The sequence below is a fragment of the Spirulina subsalsa FACHB-351 genome (assembly GCF_026130165.1).
Lineage (GTDB): Bacteria > Cyanobacteriota > Cyanobacteriia > Cyanobacteriales > Spirulinaceae > Spirulina_A > Spirulina_A subsalsa_A.
Genome location: NZ_JAIHOM010000224.1, coordinates 1 through 3,191, shown reverse-complemented (window position 1 = coordinate 3,191; position 3,191 = coordinate 1). Strand labels below are relative to the sequence as shown.

4 protein-coding genes are annotated in these 3,191 nt (G+C 51.6%); all 4 read right to left on the bottom strand.

Going from position 1 to position 3,191, the window contains the following annotated elements; translation table 11 throughout:
* A partial coding sequence (locus K4A83_RS23800; protein WP_407810275.1) for a hypothetical protein occupies positions 1-109 on the bottom strand: 109 nt, incomplete at its 3' end.
* 118 nt (positions 110-227) lie between these two features.
* The gene (locus K4A83_RS22385; RefSeq protein ID WP_265266931.1) at positions 228-1,025 is read right to left on the bottom strand and encodes a sensor histidine kinase; all 798 of its coding nucleotides are present in this window, start codon (positions 1,023-1,025) and stop codon (positions 228-230) included.
* Complete coding sequence (locus K4A83_RS22380; protein WP_265266930.1) at positions 1,018-1,626, bottom strand: L-threonylcarbamoyladenylate synthase; 609 nt, start codon at positions 1,624-1,626, stop codon at positions 1,018-1,020. Before K4A83_RS22380 ends, K4A83_RS22385 begins: the two co-directional genes overlap by 8 nt.
* A gap of 5 nt (positions 1,627-1,631) precedes the next feature.
* The gene (locus tag K4A83_RS22375; RefSeq protein ID WP_407810274.1) at positions 1,632-2,915 is read right to left on the bottom strand and encodes an aspartate aminotransferase family protein; all 1,284 of its coding nucleotides are present in this window, start codon (positions 2,913-2,915) and stop codon (positions 1,632-1,634) included.
* Positions 2,916-3,191 lie beyond the last annotated feature (276 nt).

Below are 3,191 nucleotides of genomic sequence, written 5' to 3'. Positions count from 1 at the left end.
GTGCATAGTTATAAACTTGTCGGCTATAAACTTGTCGGCACGTTTCAAGGTGCATCTCAATCCTTTGGACTTGAGACTTTTTAGGCTTGAGTTTGAAATCGTAGGTCATCGTTATCATGCTCCCATTCTAACACACTTAATAAAACTGGCAAGGCTCATTAAGTGTTGACGCTTCGCGGGTTACATACTGTTTTTCTTTTCATCCCCGTCCTAAAGTATCGGGGCTTTCAAGAAAACATGATCGGTAAAATACAACAAACTTGGGTGTAGGGGTTGCTATCCTCTGGGTTGGGCGTGGCTACAACTTCTAGATGACCATTCATGGTTTCCAATAACCCAACACTTAATAACAGATTCATGCCGGGGGAAGGAATCGCCCGTTGGAGGAAATTGGTCACAGCGTCGGGAGTGGTTTCGGGGGACTGTTGTAGGAGATCCACCGCTTCGGTCCAAAGGGTGCGAGGGGAGTAGATGGTGAGAATAATTTTCCCTTGGTGGCTGCTAACATCCTGCTGGGCTACCAATTCTAAAGATCCTTCTCCCATATGAGCGATCGCCGTATCCACTAAACTCATCACCACCTGCACCACTCGCCTGAAGTCCACCTGTAACGCAAAGTCGGGATCTGGTAACTTCACCGTTAAGGGATAACTGCGATTGGCGGCTTGTAAATGGGTCAGGCGTTCTATTTCAGCAAAAATCTCACTGATGGGATGGGGTTCTAAGGCGAGGGAAATAGCGCCGTATTCGGTTTTGGAGATATCGACAATTTGATCAATTAATTTCAGTAACTTTAAGGCCGCTTGATAGCCTTGTTGGATAAATTCCCGCTCTTCTTCGGGATCTTCGCAGAGATCCGACAAAATCAACTGATGGAGGCCGATGAGACTATTGAGGGGCGATCGCAATTCATGGGAAGTCCGCGCCAAAAAACCCGCCTTAAACTGACTCATTTGGGCAGCCCGTAAATAAGCTAATTTCGTTTGTTGGAGTTCCGCTTTTAATGCTGCAATGTCATCATTCATCTGACGAGGCCTCACTCAAGACTACATTTCCCTGACGCAAAATCACCCACCCGGTTGGTGTCCATTTTGCCACAGTGGAGGGTTGTCCGTTCCCCAGTTTGGCATGGGGGGGAACGTCGGGGTGGGAGAGGGTAAACACCGAGGGGAAGGCGGCCCCAATGTCGGCTAAGGTTTCTAAGGGAGGTTCTCCCGATAAATTGGCGCTGGTAGTGGCCAGGGGGCCTGTTTGGGCGAGGATTTCTTGAGCAATGGTCAAGTCTGGAATCCGCAGGCCCAAGGTTTGGGGATCTCCCGGTGTCATGGCCGGGGGAACTTTCCCACTGGCGGGTAAGACCAGCGTCACCTGGCCGGGCCAATAGCGGGTCATCATAGCCTCCCAAAGGGCCCAATCTTTCTCACTCCCCTGTACATAGGGTTTAAAGTCCTCCACCCTAGCCCCCATGAGGATTAATGGCTTATCGGGCGATCGCTGCTTGACGGTAAAAATCCGGCTGGCTGCTTCGGGTAAACTGGCCAAAGCGGGAACCGTATCCGTGGGAAAACTGACCACTTCCCCCCGTTGAACCACCCCGATAAACTCCAATACACTCACCTCTGGCATAGCCCCTAATCCACTTTTTGCAAGACTGTTGAGAGAATCTCCATCATCCGGTCAATGTGTTCCGGACGAATGATTAACGGGGGAGAGAGGGCGATAATATCTCCCGTAACGCGAATCATTAACCCTCGCTCAAAACACTGGATTAAACACTGAGTCGCTCGTTCTCCCACCTTGCCGGGAATCGATTCTAACTCAATCCCGGCCACTAATCCAAGGTTGCGAATATCAATCACATGGGGCAGTCCTTTTAAGCCCTGTACCGACTCTTCCCAGTAGGTAGAGAGTTCCTGAGCGTGGGCAAATAAGCCCTCTTCTTCGTAGACTTCCAAGGTCGCCAAAGCGGCCGCACAGGCGAGGGGATGACCGGAATAGGTGTAACCATGGGCGAGTTCAATGGCATTCTCTGGGGCGGCATTCATAAAGGCCTCGTAAATGCCGGGACGAGTGAGTACGGCACCCATGGGAACCGTTGCATTGGTCAGTCCCTTGGCTATGGTGATCATATCGGGTACCACCCCGAAGTATTCTGTCGCACTACTGGCCCCTAGACGGCCGAAGGCGGTGATTACTTCGTCAAAAATGAGGAGGATCCCGTGGCGATCGCAAATGCCCCGTAAACGCTCTAAATAGCCCACTGGGGGAATCAATACCCCCGTTGACCCCGCCACCGGTTCCACAATCACGGCCGCAATGGTGGAGGCATCATGGAGTTGCACTAAGCGTTCTAACTCATCGGCCAAATGGGCGCCCCATTGGGGTTGACCGCGAGAAAAGGCATTTTGTTCTAAATTATGGGTATGGGGTAAATGATCCACCCCCGGTAACAAACTCCCGAAGGCCTTACGCACTGGGCCAATTCCCCCGACGGAGATCCCCCCAAATCCTACCCCATGATAGCCCCGTTCTCGTCCAATCAAGCGGGTTCTAGAGGCTTCACCCCGCACTCGATGGTAGGCGATCGCAATTTTCAAGGCCGACTCCACCGCTTCTGACCCAGAATTCCCGAAAAACACATGATCAAACCCCCCCGGAAAAAAGCGAATTAAACGCTCCGACAGTTCAAAAGCTCCCGGGTGTCCCATGCGAAACGGGGGCGCATAGTCCAACTGACCCACCTGTTGCCGCACCGCTTCCACAATCTTCGGCCGACAATGCCCCGCATTCACACACCACAATCCGGCCGTCCCATCCAAAATCTCCCGACCATCATCACTGATGTAGTACATATCCTTGGCTCCCACCACAATCCGGGGATGGGCTTTAAACCGTCGGTTATCGGTGAAGGGCATCCAAAAGGCTTCTAGGGGTAGTGTTTGCAAGGGTCTTGTCTCCTAAATTTCCTGTTTTGATTTTGACATCTCCCCGGGTTGAAACTCAATTATTCCATAATGCGAGTTCACGAATCCCCCGTTACAGCGCTCACGGAAGATTGTGTCAAATTGACACTCCCATCGCTGAAAGCGAGGGATTCTTGGTTCAACGAGTTTCCTTAACTTGGCAGGACGTATCCAACCAAGCCAGAGGGAATCTCTCCCCAAGCGTGAGTTCCGGTATGCCCTACCGTA